Source organism: Candidatus Zixiibacteriota bacterium (genome assembly GCA_026397505.1).
In the GTDB taxonomy this organism is placed as follows: Bacteria; Zixibacteria; MSB-5A5; order GN15; family PGXB01; genus JAPLUR01.
This window is the reverse complement of the sequence record JAPLUR010000091.1, coordinates 1-24,640: the sequence shown is the minus strand read 5'-3', so window position 1 is coordinate 24,640 and position 24,640 is coordinate 1. Positions and strand designations below refer to the sequence as shown.

Sequence of the window (24,640 nt, the reverse complement as noted above, 5' to 3'; positions counted from 1 at the left end):
TCTCTGCATCACGCCGCACCCCGGGCAGGAAAGATGGTTGGCCGGCAGTACCAAAGCCGAGAATCTTCTGGTGACCGGCAATCGCTGGGGAAAATCGTTTGCCTCGGCCATTAAGATCATTCATCATGCCCTCTTCCGTATTCGCGGCCTTCGCTACGATCGCTTTCGCCGTTACCATATCGTGACCGCCAGTATCACCCTTGATCAGGCCCGAATCATTTTCAACACGGTGCTCCGCATTCTCAACGGCACCTGCCGCATCGAGGGGCTGGTCAAGAAAGTAACCGTTACTCCATACCCGCGAATTTTCCTCGGTAACGGCGCGATAATTGAGGCCCGCTCCACCCAGCACCGGGGTCAATACCTTCTGGGTAACGACTATGATTATTTCCTTTATGATGAGGTCGCCTTTGATGACGACGCCGAATATGTTATCAATGATGTGGTCAAGATGCGGTTGGCGGACCGTAAGGGAAAACTCGACCTGGTTTCCACTCCCAACGGCCGCAACTGGTTCTACCGTAAGATGCTGGAATTGAAAGAACGTCCCGAAGATGCCTACGTGCAGTCGGGAGACTCACGCGAAAATTGCCATATCTCCTCGGAGTACCTCGACATGCAACTAAAATATCTCAGCGATAAACGGGTGGCGCAGAATATCTTGGGGCAGTTTGTCGATTCCGGCGGAGAAATAATCGCCGGAAAATATGTCGATGCCGCCCTTTTGCCAGGCCAAGCGGAAGAGAATCAGACCGGAACCGATTCAAAAAACAGATTACTCATAACCGGGTGGGACCTGGCCCGCAAAATAACCGCCACGGTCGGTATCACGGTCGAGCTTCAGAATGGCATTTGCACCGTGAAGGCTCTTACGCGAATCAAGAAATGGGACTGGAATATAATCATTGCGAAAATCCGCAACCGCCAGCAGCAATATCCGGGGAGGCTGATTATCGATGGCACGGGCCTGGGGGATGTGGTTGTCTCGCAACTGGCCGACCTTAATCCGATGGCCGTCATATTCACGCCCAAGACCAAAGCGGAATTGCTGACCAACCTGGAATTGTTTCACAGTATGGGGAAAATCAAGTATCATCGCTGGGAATTGCCTGATGATAACGGCCGGGTATGGTCGCTGGAGGAAGAACTTCGTGCCGCCCGCTGGGATGATAACAACACCTGCGACAGCCTGATGGCTCTGGCGCTGGCTTTATGGCCGTTGCATAAACGGGATGCCCCCATGATCGGCCCCCGCGTGGGGAAAATATAAAAGGCCCGCATCCACGCAGGCGGATACAGACCTTTTCAAGCAGGAGCTTTTCTTAAGACACTGTCAGAATGGAAGACCGGCGCCGTACAGATCATTAAAAGTGATACAAAGAACGGCAACAAAAATGATACCGGCCATAATCCATTTGAATGAAAATCTTTTTTTTGCCTTATAGACTAACATTCTTTTCCTCTTAGAAAAACCAATCCAATTTACCATACTTGTCCTGAGCAACTCGCGTGCCGCCGCACAATGTTCCGGCACGGCCGGTAATCTATTGAAAGGCAATGCATTTCGGGCCGTCCCGGTTAGCCCCAAACCTTTTTTGTCACCGTTTATGAACCGCTTTGCATAACCGGCCATGCAATTTTTGTAGCGATTCGATGGTGATTTCCCCACCCCCCCCCTCTTTTATAATGGAGGTATGATGGAAAACCTGATAGGAAAAATCACAGCATCATTATTGGCAAGCGACTCGCCGATACCGGCCGGTCTCATTGATAAGCTCAACGGCAATATCCGGCCGCCGGAGCCGCTTGCGCCGGATGATATCAATATCCGCACCATGTACATTGTCTCTGACCGGGTTAACAGCTACGGCGGCTGTTTTCCCGCCGACGAGCATCCTCAATTGATAAATCTTCTTATCGATGCGCCGGTTCTGATCGGCCATCGGAAAGATAGTCTGCCTATTGCCCGTAATTTCCATGCCGAGCCGGTTGCCCGCGACGGCGCCAACTGGGTCAAGGCATATTTCTACTGGCTGAAAAATTCCGAACCGGGCGAGGAACTGCGCCGGAATATCGATGGCGGCATCTATAAGGAATGCTCCATCAGTTTCATTTTCAGTTTCCCCGAATGCTCTATCTGCGGGGCGGATATTCGCGAATGCCGGCATCGCCCCTTTATCACCTACGATACCGAAAGCGGCGAAAAGAAAGAGGCCTACTTCAATTATCGCCGGATTGAGAAGGTGCTCGAAACATCGCTGGTTTATCGCGGCTCGGTTTCGGACACTGCTATCACCAAAGATCTGGCGTTCACCAAAGGTAAAGAGGCTATCGATAAATCACCGGCACCGCCCCGAAAAGAACCAACGGTGAAGAGAATCTGGGATATCCGGCTGCTCGAACAAAGTCATAAATATCTGGTTATGCCCGCCTATGAATCGATACCGATTATACTGAGCAAGGAAAAGGGCCGGATTGTACTGCGCGATGCTCCTGGCTCGGCGATGGAAAGCCGCCGCCTCATCGATTTTCTTCATTCCCTGTCGTTTCCTGAGGATGACTATCACCTCCCCTGCCGCATTATAGGTTATCGGGGGAAGGAGCGCCAGTCGGTTGAAGAACTCAATAAATACCTGCAAGACAAAAAATCGACTGTCCGGCATCTGGATCTGAAAGTATCTGATATTTTTTCCGCCGAAAGTGGGGATGACACTTACAGTTCGTTCCTTGAGCGCAGGAAAAGACTCGAACAGTTGTTTGCCGATCATCCGGGATTTCTGATTCCCGTGACAGAAACCGACAACGAGAATCTTGAAGCCGCGATAGAAAAATGCGGCACCCGTTTCGGGGCGGAGATCATTGATAACGATTCCAATGAAAGATTCCTATTTACTTTCAATCGTTTGTTTCCGGCGATCATATCGGAAAGGGAGAAGCATGGCAGGCAATTCAAATATCACCTTACCTGCCGGTATGGCGATAAACTTCTACCCCTTGCCGAGCCGATTGTATCCGCTCGGGAAATATCTGCCGGCGAAACGGTTGAAATAGAGACTCGCTCATTGAAATTTGAAGACGGCCGCATTCAGTTGACGCATCCTCGTCTGTGCCATTGCCTGGGACAATCCATCGCGCCATCGGATGTGTCGCTCCTTTGTTCCATCCCGCCGCCCTCAGCAAATGAAGGAACATACCATGTTTCATTTTCCAACAGCGACGACTTGTCCCTTTCATTTGATGATCTCAATGGTGAACAGAAGACTCTGCTTATACCCCGCTTCTCCTCATCATTACTGAATTCCGGGCGGCGATTTTTCGCTGAGAAAAGAATTGGCGATAGTGCCGCTTTGCATCATGTCGATGGTTCCGGTCATCTGCTGGAGCAGGAAAGGCATGGCGACAGCGCTGTATTAAGTATGGATGGATATTTCCGGGGGAGATTCATTCTCCGCCCGGCCGTTTCCCGCGGAGAGCGAAAATATCTTTTCTACCAACTCGATATCGAAAAGGTCGAAAGCAGGTGACCCATGGAAAACGGCAACGGCAAAATCAGCTGGGCAGCCCTGCTCAACCGCCCCATTTTCAATTTTGTCATGGCCCTTTTGGGAATGTCGGCCGCCTATTTCACGACCATTGGAAGTATCAAAGTGCAACTGGCCGAAAAGGCCGAAACAGTTTTGGTCGAAGCGCTGGACAAAAGACTGGCCCGAATTGAGGTTGTCATTAAAGAGGGAAGAGTCAGCAAGGATGAGTTTTTTGAATTCAGGAACAATATCGACTCACGGTTGACCCGAATAGAATTCTACCTGACCGAACAGAGGAGAGGAAAGTGAATCCAGTAAAATTCGATGAAGCAACCATAAACAGTTACCGCGAATGTCTGAGCCGTGATGCCGTGGAGCTGATCGACTTTGACGCTCTGCAGGAGTTGCTCAAAGAGATGACGCCGGTCTGCGGCCGGCTGGAGAAGATGAAAGCGGAACTCATGACCATTAAAGATGATTACCGCAACAGGATTGTCGGAATGCTCAAAGCCAATCTGGCCTGCCGCAAAGATCCCGATGATATGGACCTGGCGGCATCCTTGGCGGACGATCTGGAACAGATTGAAGCCAAAGAACTGGTGCGGCTGTACGGTAGAGTGGCAGCCCGCTTTCGGAGCAATTTCCCGGCCAGTTTCAAGTACCTGACCTTCAGGTCCGCCGCCGGTCAGCAGAAAGACTGGACAGAACACAAAATTTGAGCGCGGGGCTTATGCCCCTTGCGGCCATGCGGGTTTCGGCCCGGCCTTATTAAACAAGGATAAACTATAAGGAGATGATATGAGTGTAAGAGAACAAAATCTGGAAACCATCGCGCCGGTGCTGGCCTCGTTCAAAATTTCGCAGACCGGGGGAGTCGATGATTTGAAAGACGCCGACATCGGAAAGGCGGCGACCCTCAACGGCAACTATACGGTTGGTCCCTGCGGTTCCGGCTCGATCCTACTGGGGAAATTGATCACCCTCACGCTCACCGATGTCGACAACGGCAAACGGGTTGCCACCGTACAGATCGGCGGTATTTGCCGCCTGTCCATTTCGGCCACCTATCCGGTGGTCGGGAACCGTGTGGTCGGCGGCACCGGCGGCACGGTGCGCCAGGCTCCGGTTCTGACCGGATATGACCCGGCCGGCGGGAATGTCGCCCGCGGCACGGTGCTGGAAGTCAATAGTACCACCGATTGCACCATACTTCTAAATTAAAGGAGGAAGACCGTGGATTTTAATAAATTTGCACAATCAGCAATTGTCGCGCGGGAGTATTCCGACCTGGCGCAGAGAGAACTCTCGGGCCCGGTCGACTTGAGCCGCACGGCCGAAATCAAAGTTGACAAGGAAACCTATCTCGAGGCGGAAACGCGCGGCATGACCTTAAGCGAGCTTTTGGATACCTCGGAATACGATCCCACCGCCCCGGGATGTCCCCTCGATGCTTTTGAAAGGCAGCTGGCTCTGGCCGGTATTCGGCTGGGCGGCTCCAAAGCCACCACCGTTGATATGTTCTATCAGAAAGCCCCCGCCCTAATGCCCGAATTCATTCTGCGCGAGATCAAGAAAGGGCAGTCGATGCGGCCGGAGCTTTCGGCCATTATCGCCAATTCCACCGCCGTGGCCAACAACCGCTATACCCCGTTCCATATCGATACCGGTACCACCGCTCGTTTCTCGCTTCGTCCCATAGGCGAGGGAACCGAAATTCCACAACTGCTGGTCACCGAACAGAAACATTCCATCAGTGTTCCGGAGTACGGTCTGGGCCTTAAAGCCAGCTACAAATCGCTCAAGTACCGCACCACTGCTCAGTTTCGGGTCCTTTTATGGTACATCGGTTTCAAACTGCAGACCGATAAAATCGGGCTGGTGATCGATTGCCTTATCAACGGTGACGGCAACGCCAATCCGGCCGAGAAAATCAATACCGCGGTTTCCGGAACGCTCACTTACGACGACCTCATCGATCTCTGGGCGGAGTTTGCGCCGTTCGAAATGAACGCTATCATCTGCCATATCGGTCAGCTCAAAACCATCTTGACTCTTGAGGAGTTCAAGGACCCGATGGCCGGGTATCGTTTCCAGAACCGGGGCGAACTATTCAGTCCGCTGGGGGCGGCGCTGGTGCGTTGTGATGACGTTCCCACCGATCTGATCATCGGTCTCGACACCCGCTTTGCGGTCGAGGAGGTCATCACCCAACCCCTTATGGTGGAATATGACAAAATCATCGAGCAGCGGATCGAAGAGGCCATCATTTCCGAATCGGTAGCCTATGCCAAAGTAATCCGCGAGGCTTCGGTGATTCTTGATACCGTTTTTGCATGATTTTAATCGACCGACCCGGCGAGAGCCGGGTCGGTCACTAAAGGAATTAATATGCAGAATCATCTGACCAACAGTTCGGCGCTGTATCGAACCGGCATCAGCCCCAATCGCAGGCTTCTCAAGGTACCCTCCGGGCCATATGCCGGAAGAATGGCGGTTCTCATACAAACTTCTCCCACGGAGATTAAGCTGTCCTGCTCCGATTACCCTTACACTTACTGGACCGTTCCCACACTCCTAATCAATGATACCGCCGATTATCCATTTGATGCCGTCATGGACACGGAGGGGAATATTTTTGTCGCTTACACACTGAATTCAAATAACGACCTGGTCGTACGAAAGCTGGCTTTTTCCTCCGGTGTCTGGAGTGCCGGGGCATTGAACGCTCTCTATAACGGCGACGATAACTACTATCCTTCCATCAACATCGAACCTTCGGGTCGCCTCTGGGCTTCATGGAGCCGGCTTTCTTCCGGACAGTATTATATCAATGTGAAGTATTCCACGGATGGTGGTGTCAACTGGTCGGGCGGCCCCACCAGTTATGGTACCGCTCTTTCCGCCGGCGCCGCCTCAGCTTATTCCAAAATCGTTGTCAGCGACCCCTATCTTTACGCCTTTTATTCACTGGGCGGCATTAAACTCGCCCTCCGGGCGAAACATAGCAGTGCCTCTCTCTGGGATGATGAAATAGAACTTGCCTCCGGTTCGGCACTCGACCACGATTTCGACGCCGCCGGCTCCGTTGATGGCCGCATTGGCGTCGTCTTCGATGACAACCGCATCAGGTTTCGCGAGTTTGACGGCAATATCTGGGGCGCTCTTATCGATATCGATGCCGCAGCCGGCTCATTCCCGCAACTCAAGTACTTCAACAATTCTCCTTATATCGTCTATCTGACTTCGTACGGTGCCGGTCAATCAAAGATGATGTACTCCTGCCGCCTGACCGATAATTTCGAGCCACCGGCCGTCCTGGATCCGGTCAAGAATGCTCTTTCGAAAGTGTTCTGCTATCGCGCCGCCAACGGCAATTACAAAGACCTGACCACCGCCGCCGCAGATGCGACTGCCGGCGATATCTATCATGTCGATTCCGGCGTTGTTTTCAAGGATTCCGGCGATGCTCTCTATCTTGGTCTGGACCGGAAGTACAACTATCTGAAGATTATTCTTTCTGCGGTCGGCGCCGGCGGTACGGTCAGTTGGCAGTACTTCAACGGAGAAGTATGGATCGGTTTTGTACCGTCCGGCGGAATTTACCATTTCACGTCCGCCGATAAAGAGCTTCTTCTGTGGGATGATTACTCATCCCTGCCGGGCGATTGGCAGAAAAGCAATCTCAACGGCGCCGAGAAATTCTGGCTGAAAGTGGCCGTTACCTCTCCCTTCAGTACCGGGCCGGTCGGAACGCAGATTACCTGCATCCCGAACCCCTCGGGAATAATTCTCATGGAGTAAGCGATGTCATACACCAATTCTGATCTGGTCAAGAAACATATCGACCTGGGAGGCGCTTCTTCCGGCCTCCGGCAGGATTATCCTGCCACCTTCTCCGGCCTGGACTGGGTGCAACTCCCGGGCGGTTCCATTATTGACGGTTCGGTGTCGGTCAAAGCGGTCAAAGATACTGCGCCTACTCTCGAGTCTGTCACTCTGGGCGATACGGAAGTCGGGCTCACCCATCAGAAAATAGTGCCTTACTCGGCCACCGTAGCCTCGGATAGTTCCCTCGGTATTGTTTATGCGGAAAACGCCGATTATGCCCTTGATTCGGCCCGCGGCAGGATTACTCGGTTGCCCGATGGTACTATTCCCGAGGGAGAGACCGTGGCGGTATGGTACTATTTCTATTCTCCTTATGTCGAGGGCACCGACTACAGCGTGAACTACTCCGAAGGGCTGGTTCGTCGCTTATCAAATGGCGCCATTCTTCCGGGGCAGACGGTTCTGATCGACTATGAACTTTGCTCCGGACGCCTGGGCGATGAAATAATTGCCGCCGCGGCTGATGAGGCCAACGCGGTCATGGAGAAATCGGTTGACCCGGCCGGAACCTTCGGCGCCGATCTGACCTTGCAAACCGCGGCTACTTATCTGGCGGTATCATTGGTCTGCCGGATCGCCGCGGCCAACGAATTGAAAACATCCGCCGCCGGCGGGCAGGCCACTCGCTCCGGCGCCTGGCTGGCTCTGGCCGAAAGCTACCGCCGCGATTTTGAGGAACTCGTGAAAAATTTCCGACCGCCCGCGGCCCGTATGAACCGTCCCCGGCGCTCTTGAAGGAAGGAGATTATGCGCACTTTAACTTATCTTAAAAGCCATCGCCTCTGGGTCGTAAAAGAAATCCTTGTCTGGGGTACCGCCGACAATGCCCTGTTGTACTATCTGGGCGGAGAGGAAATCGAATCGACCGGGCGTCTGATGTTCGGTGTCTCGGCTATCGGCGGCACGGCCCAGAATATTTCTTTCGCCGACCTGGTTGATTTCCGCGGCAACCGCCTTCCCGGACAGATTCTTTCGCCCAAAGTGCTGATCCGCCCTCGTTCCTCCCATGCCGTTTATCTGGTCGGCGAGGAGTCCGCGACCGGTTTCCGTGTGGCGCGCGATCCGGCCGCTTCCGCCGCCGTCAACGCCGACTTCTTCATTTACGAAATGGGATATTGAAACTGAACCGAGTGATGATCTATGAGTGAAGATAAACCTTACGATGATTTACAGATTCTGGAAGACGTTCGCAATACGTTATATAAGATATTCCAGGACAATCCTGAAAAAACGAAAGTGGGTGATCTTTTGAAAGTCATTGAACTGAAAAAGAAACTCTCCGTTTCCGGGACCGGCGAGAAAAAATTCTGGGAAATGATAAACAAGCTGCGCGAAGAAGAACTTGCCGGGCCGCCTGATCCCAGCGCTCGTCGGAAACGCCCCGGCCGCGGAAAGCAGAAGACCGCCGCCCGTGACAAGAGCGCAAAGGAGGAAATTTCGCAATGAACTCTCTTTTAAGAATGCTCCGGCATTTCTTCCGATTGCCGTTTGTAATTGTCTCGACCGTTATATTGGCCGCCTTCGGCATCGCCCGCGCCGAGACTTATGCCGTCTGGAAAATATCTGATGAAATATCGTCGGCAAAGGTCACGTCCCGCGCGCTGACGGTCGAAATCGGGCGGTCTGCCGATGAACGACCTGGCCCGCAGTGCCGGCTATCCGCCTGGGGAGGGGAATGCAGCCTCCTGATTCATCTCTCGAATGATAAAGGAGATATCTCCTCAGCCCCCCGGCCGTTTCTGGTCGATCATCGCCCCGGCCTCTGGTTTGCACGGGATAATAATATCGACTCGACACCGCCGGTCGTTGCGCATCAGTTATATACTCGCTCAGACGGCGCTCTGGAATGGGAAATAATTCTTGATCACGCGCCCGATACGGATGTCGTCTGTTTCTCTCTCGAAACCAAAGGATTTGAATTTCTCTATCAACCCGAGTTGACCGCCGCGGAAATCGCCTCGGGCGTCGAGCGGCCCGACAGCGTCATCGGTTCCTATGCCGTCTATTATTCCGGGAAAAAGGGGGACCGGCTTGTCGTTCGCCGAAATGACACGACCTATGAGAATTACGGCGCCGGAAAAGCCTTCCATATCTATCGTCCCAAAGCCCACGACAGCCGCGGCTGGACAGTATGGTGCAACTTGAACATCGATTCCTTTCTTACCATTACGATTCCCCGCCGCTTTCTGGAGCAGGCCAGTTATCCGGTGACCATCGACCCCACTTTCGGCAATACCAATGTCGGCGCCAGCACCGCCTATTTATCCACTTCCGTCTGCCATGCTCTTGCCGGTTCATCCTCTTGTCGCCATACTGCCTCCGGCGGAGACATTATCACCTCTTACAGCATCTATTGCCTGACTTACACTAACCCCGCCTATGTCAGTTTCGCGGCTTATTCTTATGCGAACGGATACCCCGATTCCCGGCTGGCGTCGGGCGTGCAATTAACCGTTACCAACAGCGGCATGCAGTGGAATACTACCGCCGCCGTTTCTCAAACCCTTTCGGCCGGGACCACTTATGTCGTCGCTTTTGGTGATGTTTCACCCGCCTCTGCCATCCGCGCCCGATTCGACAGCGAATCTAATGTCGTTTCGGTTCATAATGCAACGTCGCTACCCGTTACCTGGAGCCAATCATCTGCCGCGAATAACCGCTGGTCAATCTATGCCACCTACACGGCCGGGACATCAACCATTGTGTCACCGCGGCGAAAACTGATCGAGTTGGCCCGGCTTTCATTTGATGAAGAGACTCATAAACATCAACTCGTAAATCAATGCAATTACTCCATACCCGAGGTGCACCAATGAAAACCCATTCATTTCTAGATGCCGCACTGATCATCTTAATCTTAACTGCCTGGCCCCTTACCCACGCTTCAGGATTTGCCATTGTCAACAACTCCAGCACCGCCGTCACGCCCGAGGATTCCCTCTGCATCGGATTTTTCAATCTGGACAGCCTGGGGAAAAATATCGGCGGCCTCGATACCACCAAGGTGATTGTCTTCAATCCGGGCGGTGATTCGGTCTTCAGTGAGGTTATCGCCGGCGCCGCCGGCCGCATTAAGATGAGCATCGATAACGGCGATACCTCGTACCGTTGGGTGGCGCAGGTTTCCGATATCGACGGCAACGGCCAGATCGGTCAGTACTGTGTCAAACTCGGCGCCAAATCGGATCAAACCGGCGCCTGGCTGAAAACCCCGCGAATTTTTTATTTCCAGCTGGTCAGCCGGGAATTTGATGATGCCCTGGTGATGACCATTGATTCCCTGCAGGCCGTTATCGATACCCTTCAGAATCTCGATAACTGGGTCGGGAATATTCGCTATACTAATCCCGATTCCGTCCTGACTCTGCGGCGGGCTCTGATTTCCGGGGCGAACAGTACTAATGCTTCTCTTTACATCGAAAACAGCAATGGCACCGGGGCGATAATCAAAGGAAACGGTATCGGAAGTTACGATTTGAGCGGAAATATCCACGGCAATCTCTCCGGATCGGTCGGCTCGGTGGCCGAATCGGTGCTGATTGATATTTCCGGAAACCTGCCCTATGCCGATACGATCGCCAATCGCGTCCTCGAGGACTCGTCGCACTATAAAGGGCAGGGCGGCGGCGGCGACTCGACCTCGGTGGCCCGCTGGGTCTGGAACACGCCGCAGAACCATCATACCCAAACCGGCACCTTCGGAAAATATCTTGACACCGAAATCTCCGGTATCGGCTCCGGCAGCGGCCTCTATTCCTGCCGCCTGATGATGGTCGATAGTACTGTCGGACAGATTATCCCCGGAGTGAAAATAGTCGTCCGCAATCTCAGCCAGACCGCCCTGATCGCTTCGGGATCGACTGATTTCGATGGTTATGCCGGGTTCAATCTCGATCTGGATACTTTTCTGGTTATCCCCTTTGCTCCCGGCTACATATTTGAAAGTTATGACACTTTGCTTGTCACCGGAGCCGGCACCGACACCATATATGGTTACCGTTTCGATCCGGGTGCGCCCGCCCTGCCCGAAATCTGCCGCGTTTATGGCTTCCTGTTCGATATCAGCGGCGGCCGCGAAGAAGGGGCCAATATAACCGCCTGGCTCCCATCGGGCGTCTCCCGAGTCGGGGCCGGCATCATCTCGCCTTTCAAGAAATCAACTGTCTCCGACAGTACCGGCTATTTCTATCTGGATCTGATTCCCAGCATTAATCTGACTTCGGGCAACGGCAAATATGAAATAACCATCACCCGTACTGATGGTACCATTCTGCGGGAAAGGATAACGGTCCCCAATATTTCCCGCTGGCTTTTAACCTGGTAACAATAGGAAGGAGGTTCTGTTATGATACTCTTGATACCGGTAATCGGTTCTTTTCTTCAGTCAATACCCGGCGACATCATTGCTCTTCTCGGGGGTGCCGGAGCGATTCTTATGGCTCTGGTCGTCTGGTTTGCCCGGAAATATCTGGTCCCTTATCTGGCTGTCGAGAAACGCCGCCGCTACGCCGAATATATCGCCCTGATCGCCGATGAGGTCACCGATGATCTGATCAGCAAATATCCGGATAGCGCCTGGATGAAAAGGCTGGATGAGGCGGTCGATAAGATTATGGAGATCTGCGGCATTGATGATGAAATCGCCCGCCGCGCCGCCTCGGCCGCTATTTCCCGCAAGTAAAAAAAAGAGCCCCGCTTCAGGGCGGGGCTCGGAGTTATCGCAGAAAAGATATGGAGTTCTTAATAGCAGGGCGCCGGCCCGGCCGTATAAATATACTTGATGGCGCAAATAATATCACTGATATCTATATCGCCATTGCAGTTGGCATCAGCCCGTCCCGCCCCTCCGGACGGCGCCGGCCCTTTTTTGTATATGAAGTTGATCAGATAAAGCACATCTCCGATATTCAATACCCCGTTCCCGTCATAATCCCCTTTCACCATCACCGGACAGCCGTATTGTACCAGATTGGTTACCATGCCGATCCGTCCCGTGGCGTCGGTCGCGGTCGCCGTAATGAAATAGAGGGAGTCTTTTACCATATTCGAGGAATTCCAATCGAAAGTCCATCCCCCCACCGCAGAATTATCCGTCCCTATCAACTCCCGGGTAACGGTCAGCGAGTATCCCTTCACGGTAATGATCATTTCGAGATCGTGCCAGCTGCTCCGGTAATAAACCTGCGCACCGCCGGGGACATTCTTGATATAGGCGGTTATGATGCTGCCGCTGATCGGGTCGGCTATCTTTACCGGGTAACGTCCCTGCCCGTCAAGCAGTCCGTTCGCTCCGGTCGCCATGACATAAGCCCCCGGCATCCCCCCAAGAGCCATGATCGCCGTCAGTTCATTTTCCTGGAATATGGTGCGGAATTCGGCGTAGTCGGGGCGGCGGTGCAGGTCCAGCTGAAGCTCGTTGCCGTGCGTAGCGATATATTGCAGTATCCCACCGTAGAAAAGGTCGTCATAAGTTCCCTTATTGGCGCGGGTCTGCATATTAGCGGCCAGCCTTTCCACGACCGTATCGACTGATATATAACTGGTTCCTTCTCTCATCGAATACAGGAATCCCTTGTCAAACCAGTATTTGACCGCCATTGCGCCGACCACCGGCCCGCAGTAGTAGTCACCATACTCCCCCGAGGCGGCGTGATTGCCGTCATTTGGGTTGCCGTTTTTGTCGCCGTATTTGGACTGGGCCAGCGGCGTAATCGAGATATTGAAGTCCCATGGAGCCGCCTTTCTTTCGAATTTCACCTGCGTGATATTTTCGTCGAGACTGGTCACCTCAAGTTTCGTCGGAAGGCAGAGCGTGTCCATCGAAGTCGGATTGAGCATTGTCAAATCCGGCGGTGTGGGATCGATCGATACCTGATGTGAATCGACATCGAACCGTCCCAACGTATCGAAAGCCGCGGCTTTCAGCCAGTAGGCCCCCTCGGTCAGGGCACTGTAATTCCAGTCAAGCGCGTAGCCGTCGCCGGTTCCCGAGGGATCCACGCCGTTGCGCAGCGCCCGCTGACCGTCAGCGTCAATCCCGATTCTGGTCCAGCTGCCGTTTCTGCGATCCTCAAAACGCACCGAATCGATGATAGTACTGCCCGAATTTTCCGACCCCCATAATTTTACCGCGCCGAGCAATAATTCGTTCATGCCCGGCTTCAGCAGTATTATCGATGGCTCCGGCTGAACGCCGCTTCCGCCGGTCGTGCCGCTGGAGAAAAGCAGAAGCCGCCCCGGAAAATTAAAGTAGGAATTGTTGGCCAGGTCGATATATCCGATGGCTGTATCCCAGATATTATACCCGGTACAGAGCGCCGGGATACTATCGGTCACCACGCTCGCGCCAATCAGAGTGTCCAGCACATTGGAGATATAAAAACCCGCGAAATAAGCGTCATTAACGACCGCGGGCGAATCCAGGGGTACCGAAAGAAGGTATAGGCCACTGCCGGGAATATTAAACATGTATTCCGATGAGATAGAAAGCAGGTTTCCCGGCGCAGGGCAGGAGGGGGTGCTCAGGTCGGCGGATTCCACATCGACGGAGACATAGAGAGTACACCGCCTCTCAAAGCCCATCACTATCTGCACATCCAGCACCGTAAATGGATAAGGGGTCGTGCAGGAAAGAGTCGGATTCTGGTATGATTTGTATAATTCCGCTCCGGTTACCCAGTGCTGGATCAGCCACCAGGGTCCATTATCATGCCGAACCGTGCAGGCTTCGGCGGTGGCAAAGTTTGGGGCAAAAGAAAAAGTCTGCAGAGTCTGATTGTTCAAAGGTGAAACAACGGCATCTCTTTTTAAAGTATATCCTGCCGCCGAGGAAATCAAAACGAGACAGAATAACACAACGGCGCCTGCTTTTCGGACCATCGATAGCTCCTTTTTTAGGAAAATATTCTCTTCTTCTTCTTGATATCGAGCGATTTTGGCTTAACTTTACGACGCCTGTTGAGCGAAGATGCTGATTTGTTGCGATTTAAGAAAGGGTGTATAATTTTCAAACATTCTGCGTAATAAGATGGAAAATGGATAAACCAAACACCAAACCGCCCTGGCTGAAAGTGCGGGCCTGCGGCAGTCAGAAATATCGCGAGGTTCAGGCGCTGCTGGAGGAGCACCATCTCAATACGGTCTGTCGGGAAGCCAATTGCCCGAATCGCGGTGAATGCTATTCTCGCGGCACCGCCACTTTCCTTATCATGGGGCCCAACTGCACCCGCCATTGCCGTTTCTGTAATGTTACCCCCGGGCTGCCCGCGCCGCTGGATGAAAACGAGCCCGCGCGCGTTGCGCAGGCGGTCAATATTCTCGACCTCCGCCATGCCGTCATTACCTCGGTCACCCGCGATGACCTCCCTGATGGCGGGGCGGCCCAGTTTGTCGCCGTGGTGAGGGAAATCCGCCGCCTGGGGAAAAATACGGCCGTCGAGCTGCTGGTTCCCGATTTCAGGGGGAACCGCGAGGCGGTCGCCGCCATACTGGCCGCCCGCCCCGATGTCTCCCGCGTCTTTACCCGGCGGTTCGTCCCGGCGCCGATTATGCCCGCTCGCTTGAGATTCTCCGCCAGGCGGCGGAAACGGAGGGGATAGCCGTCAAGTCGGGTCTTATGGTGGGACTTGGCGAGACGGCCGACGAACTCAGAGTAGTTTTTATCGATATGGCCGGAGCGGGGGTCGAATTCCTCACTATCGGGCAGTACCTCGCCCCCTCGAAAAATCACCACCCCATTGCAAGGTACTATACTCCGGAGGAGTTTGAGGCGCTGGCTGACACCGCTCGCGCGTCCGGCATAAAATCGGTTTTTTCCGCGCCGCTGGTGCGCTCTTCATATCAGGCCGCTGAACAGTATCACCCTGCCTCCGGAAAATAGGAAAAAGCCCATAAATAGGGCAATTTTGATACATTCGCCTTTTCCGCTCTTGGGGGCATCCACTCTTCATCCGATAATCCGAGAAAGGATAGGTGAAAATGCTGCGCGCCGTTGCCCGCTTGAAGGCAACAAAAAGTGGGGAAAGAAGCGGATGAAAAACATCGTAGTCGTCGATGACGAACAGTACATCTGCAATATCATCATGGAGGCGCTGGGAGAGTTCCCGGATTTTGCCGTCCATAAATTTACTGCGCCGCAGGAGGCCGCCGACTTCATCTCCGAAAACAGCGTCGACCTCGTCCTGACCGATCTGGTTATGGGCAATTTCTCCGGCGAAAAAATCCTCGATGCCGCCCTGGCCAATCACCCCGATGCCGTCGTCATCCTTATGACCGGTTATCCGACCGTAAAAACCGCTATCTCCGTGCTCAGGCGGGGGGGCTACGACTATCTCATCAAACCCTTCAAATTGGAGGACCTCAAAGCGACCATCCAGCGCGGCCTCGAGCACCAGCGAATCAAACGCGAGAATGTCGAATTGCACAGTCAGCTCGAATTGATGAAAGTCACTGATGCCATGACTTCCGGAATGAAACTACAGCCGCTTTTGGAGCTGATTGTCCGGACCACCGCCAGCGTCCTGCCGCAATCGTCCGCCTCGATTTTACTCCGGAAACAGACAACCGGCGAGTTCACGCCGGCCTTCCGGTCCGCCTCGAACCATGACCCGGCCGTGGTCGGATTTCTTGATGGAGACATGGGCAAATGCACTGTCGATTTCCGCACCGCTGTTCCCGGCATTGTCAATGAGGAACTGGTCATCGATAATAAACCGCACAAATGCTCCTATGTCGCCTATCCTCTGATTTCCCGGGGCGGGATGGTCGGCTTCCTCAATGTCGTCTATACCGACCGGTTCAACCATATCAAGCCGGGACAGTTGCGTCTCCTTTCGCTTCTGGCTTCCACCGCCGCCTCGGCCGTGGAAAGCAGCAACCAGGACAGCAACCTCCGCAAATCCTACATGCAGACCATTCGGGCCCTGGCCAACGCCATCGAGGCGCGCGATCGCTATACCGCCGGGCACACCGACCGCGTCTATCGTATCGCCCGCGTTATCGCCCGGAAGATGGGCTGGAATTCCACCCGGATGGCCCGGCTCAGAACGGGATGCCTCCTGCACGACATCGGCAAAATAGGTGTCCCCGATTCCATCCTGAACAAGCCCGGTCAGCTTACCGAATTTGAACGCAACATCATGAAAAAGCATCCCGAGCTGGGCGTGAGAATCCTGGGGGGGATTCCCTTTCTCCGGCCGATTATGCCCTATATCATTGCCCACCATGAGAAATACGACGGCACCGGCTACCCGCATGGTTTAAAAGGGGAGGGAATTCCCATCGAGGGGAGACTCCTGGCCGTGGTCGACACCTTTGATGCCATCCTCTCGGATCGCCCCTACCGTCCCGGAGGCGACCCGCAGTATGCCCAGGAGGAGCTGGTCAGGAACAAAGGCACCCAGTTTGATCCGCTGATTGTCGATTTATTTCTGGAAGCTTATCATGACGGCTCAATCAACAGCAACATCATTTATGGCCGGGCCGGGCTGAATCTGCAAATGCTCAATTCAGTGTAATCGGCACCGGAATAAACCCGATCACAAATATCAAAATCGCCGCCAGCCCCAGAAGGCGGGCGCTTAACGGCAACGGCATGGCATCATTGTATGTGGGGGGATGGTTCATTCGGAAAAGAAACGCCAGCGCCGCGAACAGCCACCAGCCCGGCCACCAGAAACCGAGCACGAATATAATCGCCAGAAATATTTTGCCGACCAAATGCTGATAGCGGCCGACCAACCCGTAGAGAATATGCCCGCCGTCAAGCTGGCCCAGCGGCAGCAGATTGAGCATGGTTACCAGAAGCCCCACCCAGCCGGCAAACGCCGCCGGCGACAGCACAAAATCATACCCCTCCGGTATCGGACCGATAATCACCCGCGTCAGCAGTCTCATTAGAAGCGAATCTCCCAGTTGCAGCCCCCCGCTCATCCCGACGGCCACAATCTGCGAATAATGAAGCCCGATCGAAAGGGCTACAACAGAAATGACAAAACCGGCGATCGGTCCGGCCGCCCCCACTTCAATCAGGTCACGTCGGTTGGTGAAAAAGGAGCGCGATTTGATCACCGCCCCGAAAGTCCCGATTATATTGATAAAACCGGGCGCCGGCAGAAAATAAGGAAGCGACATCAGCACCCCGCGCCGCCGTCCGGCCAGATAATGCCCAAATTCATGAAACAGCAGGATTGTCATAAGCGCCACGGCATACTCTATCCGGCGTGCCGGCGGCCCCGGCCAGGCAAAAAAGACCGTTACCACCGTCGCCAGGAATAATACAATATTCACTACGGGCCATTTGAAACGTGTCACCTCGCGCACGCCGATTAAAAGGCCGAGGGCATCCTCTTTGACACTGGCTTCAAAGCCCGCCGCCCGCAGCCGCCGATGCATCGCCTCAACGGCCTCGGCGGCGCTGCCGTGCGGCCGCGCCCGCAATATCAGCCGTCCCTCATGATAATAAACGGCCGAGATTTCGAACAGATCGGCCAGTTGATAATATACCGTGCGTGAGACCATCTCCGGGTTATTCACGAGCGTCTCCTTATGCCTCTCACAACTGCTTCCGAAACCGGTTTATTTTCCATAAAACATGATTAAACGCAATAAGTTTCACATTGTCAACGGCGAATCGCCGTCTCTTTTATACACCCCGGAAAGATATGCGGGAAAATTCCGCCCATAAAAGAAGAAGTCCCGCCGAAGCGGGACTTCTTCAAAAAAAAGCTTACAAACTGCTCTTACAACGTCCAGGCGCCTCTTGGGCACTCACTGAAGTTGAAGTAGTAGTTCATAAGGAACGTGACGTCAGCCGCATTAGGCGCGCCACCGCTGGCATCAACGTCGCCGAGATGCTTGAACGGATAAGGGCCGTTCCCTATACCGAAGACATAATTCTTCAGATAGGCGATATCGACGAGGTCGATCTTACCGTCGTTGTTGACATCACCACGGCCAAAACCGCACCACATGTTAATGGTGTTGGCCAAGCCGAAGTAGCTCGCCGCGTCATTGGCATTGGTGATTCCGACCAGGCCAAACTGGCCAAAGCCGAAAGTAATACTGCCGGAAGCCGGAATCGTGCCACCTTCATACGTGAACCAGGCATCTCTGTCGGTCGTAGAAGGAGTGCACGGATAGGTATTCGGCTGATGTGTCAGCCCTCTCTGGACTTTCATCCACGAGAGGTAAACAGAATCGAGCCACCAGGCGGAATCGTTCCACGGGCCGCCCGGACGAGCTTCGATGGTCTTCGCCATCAGCATCGACTCGTAACGGCAGCCAAACGGAACCTTCACCGCGCCCCACCCCGTGGTGGGTGTGCCGCAGTCATAAACATAGGCCACCGAATGGGCATTGTCATAACCGGTGATCTGATTCTTGCTGTTGGGCAGAACATCATAGTCCATCATCATGCCCATGTAGAAATCAGGGATATTGACGCCGTTCCGGCTGGTCAATTCATACTTATGAATTGTGAAGTTGGCCAGAGCGGGAACATCCTTCGCGCCGATAACCTTCGCACAGGCGTGGAAGCCGATGGTCAGAGTATCGTCGTAAGGAGCATCCGCAGTGTAATTCTGCGGCCAGTCCCAATGCCACTTGACAAGATGATAACCGCCGGTGGTGTCATACTCGCCCAGATCCTGAACCGAGTCGACGAACGCAAAGGTCACCACATTACCAAAGACGTTGGTGTAGGTAGCGCCAAGGTCGTTGGAAATGGTGCCCAGCAGAACGTTCGACGCAAGCTGCGGCGGGCAAGCACCATTGATACAGTCGGGATCGGACAGCAGTGATTTCCACTGCCATACTGAACCATCCCAGGGCTGTGAATGGAGTGCTACTTTGTAATGACCGGCTGCGAAAACGAGCGCGCCCTGCCAGAAGGAAGCAGCGTCGCCGCTGACCCTCATGGAAAGAGCCGAGTCGCCGTTCGCGAGCATACCCGAATTCCAGACATTCTCGATATTCACCGAGGCCGTCATACCAAACTCCAGCCTCTTGGCGCCATAGAGACAGCCGCCAATCAGACCAAGTTCAATCTGCGGAGCGGCATATTTGCCGCCGTGAATCGGGAGAGCCGCGTCAATACGAGCACTATCAAGGAAGTAATCCGGATCGTCGGTCCAAACCTGAGCATAGAAGGTGTGCAAGCCGCGGCTGATAATCCCACCGTTGACGCTCAGTTTAATCGGGATAGTTACTCCCGGAGCGACTGTGGAGCCGTTAGCGGGCGACACGATCGCGTTCACGAAAGCGGGAACGGTGCCGGCGGCATTGTTAACCGACATGCTCTTGTTCATCATTTCATCCGAAGCCTTGCCGAGTGTCTGATCATCCAGGAAGGATTCCATCATCCGGCTCGCTTTGGAAGTGAACTTATCGGAGACGACATTCATGGCGTTCAGACGCTCTTCGCTGATCGCCGAAAGAGGCGTGAAGAGCACCGGTGACGTATTATTGTCCTCATTGTAGATATTAATGGAGTCAAGCGTCAGAGGAATGCAACCGGTGTTGCGAATAGCATCGGGGAATGTTACGATCGTCGGATTGGGCGAACCGAACTCGACCGGAAGCTGAATTACATAATTCGGGAGTTCCAGACGAGGACGTTCGGTCTGTTTGGTCAGGCAGAACATCTTGTTACGCCAGGTTACGATCAGATGACCTTCATCCATGACCGGCGACACTCTGTGGCCGGCACGGCTGAAAGTAGTACCGAGATAACCGGTGTAACGACGATGGAATACCTGAGTCCCGAGATCGGCGTTATGGAAGTTTACGAAGTTGCAACGGGTCTGTGAAACATACCAGTCGAAACTTTCCGTCTCGCAAGTCAGCAAGCCTTCCATCATCGCGCCGTCGCCCCAACCCGGGTTCGGAACCGGATCGGCTTCCGTGAACTTCCAGGTATATGCGCCGCTGTTACGATTGAAGGCCATCGGGCCGCGCAACTGGCCGGAAGTAAGCCACGGAGTCCAGCTCTGATAAATAACATTGGCGGCATCGATCGCCGGGACCGTATAGGACGGGCCAAGACCGCCGCCGGTGCAAAGGTTAACCCAGTTGGTCGCGCCTGTAGCGGTATTGATGGAGTACATTACACCACCATCCTGCACAGGGGCGCTGTTGTCGGCCGGGTTATACCAGGAGTTCGTATAAAGGACACCTTCGACAGGATCGATCGCGAGACCGGCCGCAAAGCCTTCTTTGCCGGGCCAATCTTTCGGAGGCACGACAGTCGCGCCCGCGCCGGTGTTCGTCCATACTACCCCGCCTGTTGCCAGGTCGAGTGCAACGACCCAACCGGTGGCCGCAGCCTGATCGATACCAAGATACAGCTTGGTGAGGTCAGCGCTAAGGCCTCTGGCAATCGGCTGGCCGGGTTTGTAAGGATTGGTATTGCCGGCACCTGCCCATCCCGCAAAGAGAACGCCGGTATTGGCGTCAACGCAGTAAACCCAGCCGAAGTCATCGGCGTAGATTACATACGGCGTGCCGCCAATATCAACCACCACCGAAGGACCAAAGGTCATGAAGTGGTTGCTATGGGTCGAAAAATTGCGCGTCCAAACCGTCGCGCCGGTAGCGATACTGATAGCCGAGAACGACTTGGCGTTACCGCCGGCAATGTAAAGCTTGCCGTCATAGGCGGTTGGGGTGTTATAACAACCCGAACCGACTACAAAGCCGTCCGACAACCTCTGCCAGATCTGAGCGCCCGTGTTGACATCAATCGCGGCCACTCTGTCAAGGAAGTAGCAGAGAACGGTATCCTTGTAAATTACAGGACTGTTGAACAGGGCTTCATTACCGGCCACATATTCCCACGCCTTGGTAAGGTCGCACTCAGGAGTAACGCCGATACCAAACGGGCTGTGAGCCTGACGGAGTTTGTTGAAGCCCATGGTCGGCCAATCTTCGCCGACTAAGCAGGGCCACTCCGCAATCGGAACGCAGCAAACATCAAGAGTAATGCCATGGTCAACATCAACACCATAGTCGTCAAGCATAAACCCAAAGGCTCCCCACCCTTCGGCAGAACGGAGCCCGCCGGAGAGTCCGTCATCGGACAACGTGAAGAAACCACTCATGGTATCGGGTGCCTGAGATTCCATTCCAACCCAAATCGGGAAATCAAAACGGAAATTATCCAGATGAATGTCGTACGCTTTCCACCAGCGGGTGGAAGCGGTCGTCGGAACGATTACGCCGTAATCACCCGGCAGAATCGTCTTGCTGTAGATCTTGTTCCCCGGTAAACCGGTACCGGGATCTACATCCCAGACCTGGAGTTCGGAATTGGTGGTGAACAACGGCCACCCAGCCATTGCTAACCGATAGTAAAATCTGAAATTAACCTTATCAATGCGGCATCCCTCGCCTTTCGGCTGGAACAGCTGATAAAGGCCGATATCGCCATAGCGATCGGGATAGCGCCAGTAATAGAAGTCGCCACCAAAATCGCTGAGCGTTCTGCAATCGGCAAATTCATCTTTGCAGAGATACGCCTTGGTAAGGAAGTTGACATCAATGCCCCAGTCGTCGACGAAGTTGCCCCATGGCCCAAAGCCATTATTTTCGGAACTGCGACCCGTGCCGCAGGAACCGTTATCGGAGAGGCAGGCCAGGGTATCACCGGGGGCCAGTTCATCAGTGGACCAACCTATGTGATAGTCACCCTGTACGACCAGATTAAGGGCCGAGAGGTCAAGTGTCAACCAGCTCGGGTAAAAGACCAAACTGGCCCACGGAATGTTAACATGAGCCTTTTCATCGGCCAGATTCGGGAAGCCGCCGAGGTCGCCCCAGACATAAACGTCGAAATTGGGCGCGCCCCAGGGCTTGGAACCGGGACGATAAACAGCTATGTCAACCGATTTCAGGGTCTCCGGAGTATTCGAGGTGAATCTCATGTTGAAATAATCATCACCATAGGCATCCGGCTGACGCCAGAAATAGGTCGTACCGCAGGAATAAGACTGGGTATAACAGCTCGTATATGGAATACGACCGCAGCAGATATCAACGCCAATAAGGAAGTTGACATCCAAGCCCCAGTCGTCGAGCATGAGGCCATAAGCGCCGTAATCCTCCCAGGAGCGGAGAAGACCGTTGGAACCGTCGTCGGATAGGATCGCCAGCGTATCGGCGACACCGGGTAAACCGGCTGTGACCGCAGAGACGCCGATATGGAATTCAGCGCCGTCGCTGTAAACCAATCCGAGCGAGGTCAGGTCAACCGGATAGTAATAGGCACCGCTATGCGGGAGGTTGGCCGCCGGGACATCAACAAATCCCCGCGATAAACCCGGGAAACCACCGGCGTCGTCATATACTTCCACCCGCATCCCCGGATTGCCGAAGATTTTGGTGCCGTATACGCCGATATAGGCGGTCAACAGGGTACAGTTATACCCCTCGTTAGGCGTGAACCGCTGGCCCATAATCGTATCACCGTACTTGTCGGTCAGGCGCCAAAAATAGGCCATAGCGCCGCCGGAGTAGTCGATAAACTCGCACTTGTAGTCCGGCGGAAGCACGGTTGTAGGCGTGATCGGATTGAGAGCGTTCGACGGCTTTTGATAAGCCGCTGGACGCTCAATCGCGGTCGCTTTATTCAGCTTCGGTGCATTCGGATTGTACTTTTCAACGGTATTCAGTCCAACCTTGAGTACATCGGAACTAATAGCCGCACTACTGAAGGCAACAAATAACCCTAAAGTAAGTACCGCGATTATCAGTTTTTTAAACATTTATTTCCTCCTTAATATTAGGAAATATGTTAATGTTGTTAACTAAAACTCGAAAATCGGCCAAACCAATCAGATATAATTCCTGTCGGCAAAAATTCGAAAATCTTTGCCTCCAAAAATCAGTATTTCCGATGGCCATGCGGCGTCTCTTCATGACTCACCTCTGTCCAGGGATTTGTGAGATAATGTTTCGGTTAACAATTTCATTTTATTCCTATTGGAGTAAGGAGCTAAACTTTTTCTAAGTAAAGTTGACGATTTAACTCCGAAATGTTGCGTTGAGAATTAAATAGTAACTTCTGACTTTTATTGAGAACCTTAATGTTGCTAAAATCGTCACCTCCTGATTTCATTAATATATAGTTATCGTTCATTGTTATCAGATCAGAAATAAAAGGTGGATCTTATATTCAGCAGCGTGAGGAGGGCTTACATTCTTGGGTCCCTACAACTATTTAATCAACTACAGGTTGGAAAATAGATAGGTATCAATAAATATAAAAATCCTGGTGAGGATTCTAACCCTTTAGCAACTGAACCTAAGCTTCGAGAAGTAATCTGTTGCCGCCGAAATTCGTGGCTCTCTTAACGGCCGCAACGTAGTAACACACGCTCGATGTCTAAGATAACCAAAGATATTCATTTGTCAAGGGAAAAATGGAAATTTTTTCCCGATTTCCCCATTTTCCCGATCAAAACACCCCAAGACCACCATAATTAATTGTTAATGAATAACTTATCGCTTTTACTGGGTCGAGATTCCCCCCGAGTTCCGCCTTTGTAGGAACGAGCGGGGGTTTCGACACTTTGTCTTGCGAAAGCCCCTCACTTTGTCATTCTGCCGAAAACCCCTTTTCTTGTCATTCCCCGCTTTGGCGGGGAATCCAGAAATTGATTATATTAACTCCGACGACCTATTTCATCTATATCCTTGCCTCTAGAAAAAACGGCACCTTGTATGTTGGTGTCACTAATAATCTTCCGCGGAGAACCTACGAACACAGAAATGGACTCATAGAAGGATTCACTAAGAAATATGCCGTGCATCAGCTGGTTTACTTTGAAGATTGTGGCGACATTTCCTCGGCTATAACCAGAGAAAAGCAGTTAAAATTCTGGAAAAGGAAATGGAAAATAGAACTCATTGAAAGTTTCAACCCAGAATGGCGCGACCTGTATGATGAAATCGTTTAATATCTGGATGCTGGATCAAGTCCAGCATGACATTCATCGGGCATCAACCGCAAGAGAGCAGGTTTCCGAGTATAGGCCGAATTAAGTGTTATTCCCCGCTTAAGCGGGAAATCCAGGGGCGGGGTCATATTTCCAGTTCCGCAGGGTCTGCTATGTATCAAGTCAAGCCCATTTTCGGGTTTTATTCGTGAATCCAAACCAGTCTGCTATTCGTGGCCTCTTTTATAGTGAGCCACAGGTAATCAATCCGAGGTTTTCACGGGGGAAGCGGCAGAC

General features: G+C 53.2%; 18 protein-coding genes and 1 pseudogene. 16 read left to right on the top strand and 3 right to left on the bottom strand.

What is annotated here, in order from left to right:
- Positions 1–37 precede the first annotated feature (37 nt).
- From NT002_09495 to NT002_09435, 13 genes are all read left to right on the top strand, one after another.
- Positions 38–1,270 carry a terminase family protein gene (locus tag NT002_09495; GenBank protein ID MCX6829498.1) on the top strand — a complete coding sequence of 411 codons (1,233 nt, stop codon included), beginning with the start codon at positions 38–40 and terminating at the stop codon, positions 1,268–1,270.
- A 424-nt stretch (positions 1,271–1,694) separates the two neighbouring features.
- Positions 1,695–3,524: a hypothetical protein gene (locus NT002_09490; GenBank protein ID MCX6829497.1), complete on the top strand. Its 1,830-nt coding sequence runs from the start codon at positions 1,695–1,697 to the stop codon at positions 3,522–3,524.
- Between the two features lie 3 nt (positions 3,525–3,527).
- On the top strand, positions 3,528–3,833 hold the full coding sequence (locus NT002_09485; protein ID MCX6829496.1) for a hypothetical protein: 306 nt from the start codon (positions 3,528–3,530) through the stop codon (positions 3,831–3,833).
- Positions 3,830–4,243, top strand: a complete 414-nt coding sequence (locus NT002_09480; protein MCX6829495.1) for a hypothetical protein — start codon at positions 3,830–3,832, stop codon at positions 4,241–4,243. The genes NT002_09485 and NT002_09480 overlap by 4 nt, the downstream gene beginning before the upstream one ends.
- A gap of 79 nt (positions 4,244–4,322) precedes the next feature.
- Positions 4,323–4,745, top strand: a complete 423-nt coding sequence (locus tag NT002_09475) for a hypothetical protein (GenBank protein MCX6829494.1) — start codon at positions 4,323–4,325, stop codon at positions 4,743–4,745.
- 12 nt (positions 4,746–4,757) lie between these two features.
- Entirely contained in the window at positions 4,758–5,861 is a 1,104-nt protein-coding gene (locus NT002_09470) for a hypothetical protein (protein MCX6829493.1), read from the top strand.
- Between the two features lie 51 nt (positions 5,862–5,912).
- On the top strand, positions 5,913–7,325 hold the full coding sequence (locus NT002_09465) for a hypothetical protein (protein MCX6829492.1): 1,413 nt from the start codon (positions 5,913–5,915) through the stop codon (positions 7,323–7,325).
- Positions 7,326–7,328: 3 nt separating this feature from the next.
- Entirely contained in the window at positions 7,329–8,147 is an 819-nt protein-coding gene (locus NT002_09460; protein MCX6829491.1) for a hypothetical protein, read from the top strand.
- Between the two features lie 12 nt (positions 8,148–8,159).
- Entirely contained in the window at positions 8,160–8,531 is a 372-nt protein-coding gene (locus tag NT002_09455; GenBank protein MCX6829490.1) for a hypothetical protein, read from the top strand.
- Between the two features lie 21 nt (positions 8,532–8,552).
- Entirely contained in the window at positions 8,553–8,858 is a 306-nt protein-coding gene (locus NT002_09450; protein MCX6829489.1) for a hypothetical protein, read from the top strand.
- Complete coding sequence (locus NT002_09445; GenBank protein MCX6829488.1) at positions 8,855–10,228, top strand: hypothetical protein; 1,374 nt, start codon at positions 8,855–8,857, stop codon at positions 10,226–10,228. The genes NT002_09450 and NT002_09445 overlap by 4 nt, the downstream gene beginning before the upstream one ends.
- On the top strand, positions 10,225–11,736 hold the full coding sequence (locus NT002_09440; GenBank protein ID MCX6829487.1) for a hypothetical protein: 1,512 nt from the start codon (positions 10,225–10,227) through the stop codon (positions 11,734–11,736). The genes NT002_09445 and NT002_09440 overlap by 4 nt, the downstream gene beginning before the upstream one ends.
- A 21-nt stretch (positions 11,737–11,757) precedes the next feature.
- Entirely contained in the window at positions 11,758–12,093 is a 336-nt protein-coding gene (locus NT002_09435) for a hypothetical protein (GenBank protein MCX6829486.1), read from the top strand.
- A gap of 59 nt (positions 12,094–12,152) precedes the next feature.
- On the opposite strand, the gene NT002_09430 is transcribed toward NT002_09435, so the two are convergent.
- A complete protein-coding gene (locus NT002_09430) occupies positions 12,153–14,291 on the bottom strand; it encodes a dockerin type I repeat-containing protein (GenBank protein ID MCX6829485.1) in 2,139 nt (712 codons plus the stop codon).
- A gap of 155 nt (positions 14,292–14,446) precedes the next feature.
- Between NT002_09430 and NT002_09425 the strand changes: the two are divergent.
- Together NT002_09425 and NT002_09420 are read left to right on the top strand one after the other, a co-directional pair.
- A pseudogene (locus tag NT002_09425) lies at positions 14,447–15,291 on the top strand (lipoyl synthase).
- Positions 15,292–15,442: 151 nt separating this feature from the next.
- Complete coding sequence (locus NT002_09420; protein ID MCX6829484.1) at positions 15,443–16,927, top strand: HD domain-containing protein; 1,485 nt, start codon at positions 15,443–15,445, stop codon at positions 16,925–16,927.
- Here the strand turns inward: NT002_09420 and NT002_09415 are convergent.
- Positions 16,914–17,945, bottom strand: coding sequence for a site-2 protease family protein (locus NT002_09415; GenBank protein ID MCX6829483.1), 1,032 nt, complete (start codon positions 17,943–17,945; stop codon positions 16,914–16,916). The genes NT002_09420 and NT002_09415 overlap by 14 nt on opposite strands.
- A 206-nt stretch (positions 17,946–18,151) precedes the next feature.
- Positions 18,152–23,170, bottom strand: a complete 5,019-nt coding sequence (locus NT002_09410; GenBank protein ID MCX6829482.1) for a PQQ-binding-like beta-propeller repeat protein — start codon at positions 23,168–23,170, stop codon at positions 18,152–18,154.
- Between the two features lie 891 nt (positions 23,171–24,061).
- Between NT002_09410 and NT002_09405 the strand changes: the two genes are divergently transcribed.
- A complete protein-coding gene (locus NT002_09405) occupies positions 24,062–24,364 on the top strand; it encodes a GIY-YIG nuclease family protein (protein ID MCX6829481.1) in 303 nt (100 codons plus the stop codon).
- Positions 24,365–24,640 lie beyond the last annotated feature (276 nt).

What these genes read in the sequence shown, in the direction of transcription:
- NT002_09490 (MCX6829497.1), top strand. Translation starts at nt 1,695, where the DNA reads ATGATGGAAAACCTGATAGGAAAAATCACAGCATCATTATTGGCAAGC.
- NT002_09485 (MCX6829496.1), top strand. Translation starts at nt 3,528, where the DNA reads ATGGAAAACGGCAACGGCAAAATCAGCTGGGCAGCCCTGCTCAACCGC.
- NT002_09475 (MCX6829494.1), top strand. Translation starts at nt 4,323, where the DNA reads ATGAGTGTAAGAGAACAAAATCTGGAAACCATCGCGCCGGTGCTGGCC.
- NT002_09465 (MCX6829492.1), top strand. Translation starts at nt 5,913, where the DNA reads ATGCAGAATCATCTGACCAACAGTTCGGCGCTGTATCGAACCGGCATC.
- NT002_09460 (MCX6829491.1), top strand. Translation starts at nt 7,329, where the DNA reads ATGTCATACACCAATTCTGATCTGGTCAAGAAACATATCGACCTGGGA.
- NT002_09455 (MCX6829490.1), top strand. Translation starts at nt 8,160, where the DNA reads ATGCGCACTTTAACTTATCTTAAAAGCCATCGCCTCTGGGTCGTAAAA.
- NT002_09450 (MCX6829489.1), top strand. Translation starts at nt 8,553, where the DNA reads ATGAGTGAAGATAAACCTTACGATGATTTACAGATTCTGGAAGACGTT.
- NT002_09445 (MCX6829488.1), top strand. Translation starts at nt 8,855, where the DNA reads ATGAACTCTCTTTTAAGAATGCTCCGGCATTTCTTCCGATTGCCGTTT.
- NT002_09440 (MCX6829487.1), top strand. Translation starts at nt 10,225, where the DNA reads ATGAAAACCCATTCATTTCTAGATGCCGCACTGATCATCTTAATCTTA.
- NT002_09435 (MCX6829486.1), top strand. Translation starts at nt 11,758, where the DNA reads ATGATACTCTTGATACCGGTAATCGGTTCTTTTCTTCAGTCAATACCC.
- NT002_09430 (MCX6829485.1), bottom strand. Translation starts at nt 14,291, where the DNA reads ATGGTCCGAAAAGCAGGCGCCGTTGTGTTATTCTGTCTCGTTTTGATT.
- NT002_09420 (MCX6829484.1), top strand. Translation starts at nt 15,443, where the DNA reads ATGAAAAACATCGTAGTCGTCGATGACGAACAGTACATCTGCAATATC.
- NT002_09410 (MCX6829482.1), bottom strand. Translation starts at nt 23,170, where the DNA reads ATGTTTAAAAAACTGATAATCGCGGTACTTACTTTAGGGTTATTTGTT.